Origin of the sequence: Flavobacterium sp. (assembly GCF_043720215.1) — a bacterium.
In the GTDB taxonomy this organism is placed as follows: domain Bacteria; phylum Bacteroidota; class Bacteroidia; order Flavobacteriales; family Flavobacteriaceae; genus Flavobacterium.
The window spans coordinates 1-4,128 of the sequence record NZ_JAYSSZ010000125.1 but is presented as its reverse complement, the minus strand read 5'-3'; the positions used below and the strand labels follow the sequence as shown (position 1 = coordinate 4,128).

At 31.4% G+C, this 4,128-nt stretch carries 5 protein-coding genes; 1 reads left to right on the top strand and 4 read right to left on the bottom strand.

Annotation, left to right across the window (positions count from 1 at the left end):
* The 3 genes from ACHZC3_RS05995 to ACHZC3_RS05985 form a co-directional block, all read right to left on the bottom strand.
* A partial coding sequence (locus ACHZC3_RS05995) for an MBL fold metallo-hydrolase (RefSeq protein ID WP_394758969.1) occupies positions 1–229 on the bottom strand: 229 nt, incomplete at its 3' end.
* 72 nt (positions 230–301) lie between these two features.
* A complete protein-coding gene (gene purB, locus ACHZC3_RS05990) occupies positions 302–1,648 on the bottom strand; it encodes an adenylosuccinate lyase (protein ID WP_394758968.1) in 1,347 nt (448 codons plus the stop codon).
* Positions 1,649–1,718: 70 nt separating this feature from the next.
* The gene (locus ACHZC3_RS05985) at positions 1,719–2,399 is read right to left on the bottom strand and encodes an NAD-dependent deacylase (RefSeq protein WP_394758970.1); all 681 of its coding nucleotides are present in this window, start codon (positions 2,397–2,399) and stop codon (positions 1,719–1,721) included.
* 75 nt (positions 2,400–2,474) lie between these two features.
* Between ACHZC3_RS05985 and ACHZC3_RS05980 the strand changes: the two genes are divergently transcribed.
* Positions 2,475–3,140: a TrmH family RNA methyltransferase gene (locus tag ACHZC3_RS05980; RefSeq protein ID WP_394758967.1), complete on the top strand. Its 666-nt coding sequence runs from the start codon at positions 2,475–2,477 to the stop codon at positions 3,138–3,140.
* A gap of 11 nt (positions 3,141–3,151) precedes the next feature.
* Here the strand turns inward: ACHZC3_RS05980 and ACHZC3_RS05975 are convergent, their stop codons facing one another.
* Positions 3,152–3,907 carry a carboxypeptidase-like regulatory domain-containing protein gene (locus ACHZC3_RS05975; protein WP_394758966.1) on the bottom strand — a complete coding sequence of 252 codons (756 nt, stop codon included), beginning with the start codon at positions 3,905–3,907 and terminating at the stop codon, positions 3,152–3,154.
* Positions 3,908–4,128: the final 221 nt, after the last annotated feature.

Sequence of the window (4,128 nt, the reverse complement as noted above, 5' to 3'; positions counted from 1 at the left end):
CATAAACAATAGGAGCATGGGTTGCTTTGCTTAAATCTAAATGACCAGAAACAAAATCAGCATGAAAATGAGTTTCGAAAATATATTTTAGCTTTACATTATCTCTTTCTAATCTTTCTAGATATGGTTTTGTTTCTCTAAGTGGGTCTATAATTGCAGCCTCTCCATTTGAAGTAATATAATAAGCACCTTGGGCCAAGCATCCTGTATAAATTTGTTCTATTGTCATGGTTGTTAATTTAAAGTATAAAATTACTTAATGGAAAGTTATTTTATAATAATGAAATCATAATTTTTTTTTTTAAATCCCCAAAAAATTACTAGGAGTAATTACCATTAATTCTTTTTTAATTTCCTCAGAAATAGCTAAAGTCGCAATAAAACTATGAATAGCATTTTTGTCTATAGTTGTATTTGTTCTAGTCAATCCTTTTAGTGCTTCATAAGGATTTGGATATCCTTCACGGCGTAAAATGGTCTGAATAGCTTCTGCTACAACAGCCCAGTTTTTTTCTAAATCTTCGTGAAATTTAGGTTCATTGAGAAGTAATTTATTTAATCCTTTCAACGTAGCTTCAAAAGCAATAATAGTGTGTCCAAACGGAACCCCAATATTTCTTAGAACCGTACTGTCAGTAAGATCACGCTGTAATCTCGATATAGGTAATTTAGCTGATAAATGTTCGAAAATAGCATTCGCAATTCCTAAATTTCCTTCCGAATTTTCAAAATCTATCGGGTTTACTTTATGTGGCATTGCTGATGAACCTATTTCTCCTGCTTTAATTTTTTGTTTAAAATATTCCATCGAAACATATGTCCAAATATCTCTATCTAAATCGATAATAATGGTGTTTATCCTTTTTAGAGCGTCAAAAAAAGCGGCAAAATGATCATAATGTTCAATTTGAGTAGTAGGGAAGGAGTGATGCAAACCAAGAGTATCTTCAACAAACTCACTTCCAAATTTTCTCCAATCTATTTGCGGATATGCTACATGGTGCGCATTATAATTTCCTGTTGCACCACCAAATTTTGCTGCAAAAGGAATATTAAAAAGTAAACGCATTTGTTCTTCTAATCGTTCTACAAAAACACCAATTTCTTTTCCTAAACGAGTAGGAGAAGCCGGTTGTCCGTGTGTTCTGGCCAACATCGGGATGTTTTTCCATTCAATACTTAAATCTTTTAGTTTAGCAATTAATTCTATTAATGATTTTAAGTAAACTTCTTGAAATGCTTCTTTTGTAGATAGTGGAATTGCCGTATTGTTGATGTCTTGAGAAGTCAATCCGAAATGTATAAATTCTTTATATTCAGACAATCCTAATTTTTCGAAAGCTTCTTTTATAAAATATTCTACAGCTTTAACATCGTGATTGGTTGTTTTTTCGGTTTCTTTTATCCAAAGTGCATCTTGGGTTGAGAAATTTTTATAAATATCACGTAAACTATCAAAGATGTTCGGGTTTACACTTTTTAGTTGTGGTAATGGAATCTCACAAAGTGAAATAAAATATTCGATTTCTACTAGAACACGATATTTTATTAAGGCTTCTTCTGAGAAATATTTAGAAAGTGATTTAGTTTTACTTCTGTATCTTCCGTCTATTGGTGATACTGCATTCAATTCGTTTAGAGTAGTCATTGTTGTGTTGTTGTTTTGAAAGTCGCAAAGATAATCAGAATTTAGGATTTAGAATTTAGGATTTAAGATTTTATTGCAGTTTTTTTAATTCTTTTTGCAAAATTTTCATTCCCTCAGAACCAATGGCTTCAATAATTTCCAAAGGATTGGGTAAATCATAAACTGTTGCAGGTTTTGGATCTATATAATAAACAGGAATTGTTTGGTTTGCAAAATTCATCAAACTTGCTGCAGGATAAACCTGTAAAGAAGTGCCAATAATGATTAAAACATCTGCTTTTGCTACTATTTCAACCGCATTTTCTATCGCTGGAACATCTTCACCAAACCAAACGATGTGAGGACGAAGTTGGTTTTTATTTTCATCTAAATCTCCTAAATTCAAATCGTTTTTCCAATCGAGAATGTAGTTATTATCTTTTGTACTTCGCACTTTTAATAATTCACCATGAAGATGTAAAACATTCGAACTTCCTGCTCTTTCGTGTAAATCATCAACATTTTGAGTAATGATTCGTACTTCAAAATCAGCTTCTAACTCAACTAAAATCTGATGACCTAAATTGGGTTTCACTTCTTGCAATTGTTTTCGTCTCTGATTGTAAAAATCAAGTACCAATGTTGGATTTTTCCGCCAACCTTCTGGCGTTGCTACATCCATAACATTATGTCCTTCCCAGAGTCCGTCACTGTCACGAAAAGTTTTGATGCCACTTTCGGCAGAAATTCCTGCGCCTGTTAGAACACTAATTTCTTTTTCATTTGCATGATTTAGTTAGGATATAAAACTAGTCTTTTTTAGTATTTTTGCCAAAAACAATTTACAATGATTGATATTGAATATCTGAATTTTCTTGAAAACATTTTAACAGAAAACAGAAAAGAAAAATTCTTGAAAGTTTTAGACAATAGAACGAATCATTTTACGGTCGCTGTCGAAGATGTTTTTCAGATGCATAACACTAGTGCAGTAATGCGTAGTTGCGAGGTTTTTGGTATTCAGGAGCTCAATGTAATCGAGGAACGTTACGGAAAAAGTATTGACAAAGAAATTGCGATGGGCGCTCAGAAATGGGTCGATATTAATACTTTTGATAGTGTTTCGAATTGTATAGAAACTTTAAAAAAGAAGGGATATAAAATCATTGCCACCACACCACACGAAAATGATTGTTTGCTAGATGATTTTGATATTTCGAAACCAAGTGCTTTATTTTTTGGAACCGAACGTGACGGATTATCAGAAGAGATTCTGCAAAAAGCCGATGGTTTTCTAAAAATACCAATGGTTGGTTTTACCGAAAGTTTAAATATTTCGGTTTCGGCGGCTATTATTTTGCAAAATTTGACTGAAAGATTACGAAAGACTGATGTAAATTGGCATTTATCAGAAGAAGAAATTTTAGTAAAAAGATTGGCTTGGGCAAAAAATTCTATCAAAGATATTAAGAGAATCGAGGAACGATATTATATAGAAAATCCTAAAGAATAATTCAATTGAAATTATTTTTTCTTCAAAACCTTATATTCCTCATAACAACCATTTATAGCGTCAAGGATTTGTAAATCGTTTGCAGTTTCGGCAAAAGTTGCGGAATAACTACAACGTTCTAGAATTTCAGCTAATTCTTTTTTATCTATATCTAAAAGTAAGTAGATAGTTTGTCTGTCATATTTGGTTTGTAGTAAACTTCTTAAATTATCATCTTTTTTAAGTTCTTTAAGTTTTTTAAGTTCTTTTGGTTTTTTGCCAAAGAAATTATATAGCATATCAGCAGGATTAAATAAAGATCCCATCACTCTTCCAAAAGCGCCAGGAGAACTTTCGCCAGCTTCGTATCTACTGGTTAAACCAGAGATGTTGTACCAATAATTTTCTTTTTCAGGAATTAATTTTGAATCAATTTCAAGATAACCAGTCAAGTCATATGGCGGTATAACAACTTCTTCGAGTGCGTATGCTTTTTCGGTAAGATGAATTCGGTTAGAGTTATTTTTTATCCAGTCGTTTGTTACTTTTACTTCGATAGATTGAAATCCTAAACTAGAAACTAGCAATACATCATTTACATTTGCTGGAATTTGAAAGTTTCCTCTGGCATCAGTCACAGCACCTTTTACTAAATTAATGTTTACCACATTAATATTCCATAAAGGCAATAAAGTATTGTCGTTTATGACAGTACCAGAAATAATCGTTTCTTGCGAAATTGCCGAAAATGAAACAAAAAATATAAATAAAACGGTAAAATTTCTCATGCTAAAAATTTGTTGGGCTAATGTAATTATTCATTGCGAGATATTTTGCAGTTTGCATTATAATTATAAGAAAATTAACAATATTTATGTTGAATGTTTGAAAGTTGTAAGGTCTAAAGTCTTTGTTTTTTCTAACTTTCTTTTATATTACAAAAAAGCCTTGAAAAAAATTAATTTCTCAAGGCTTTAGATTTTATTACTTTCGTCTTTACGACAATTTA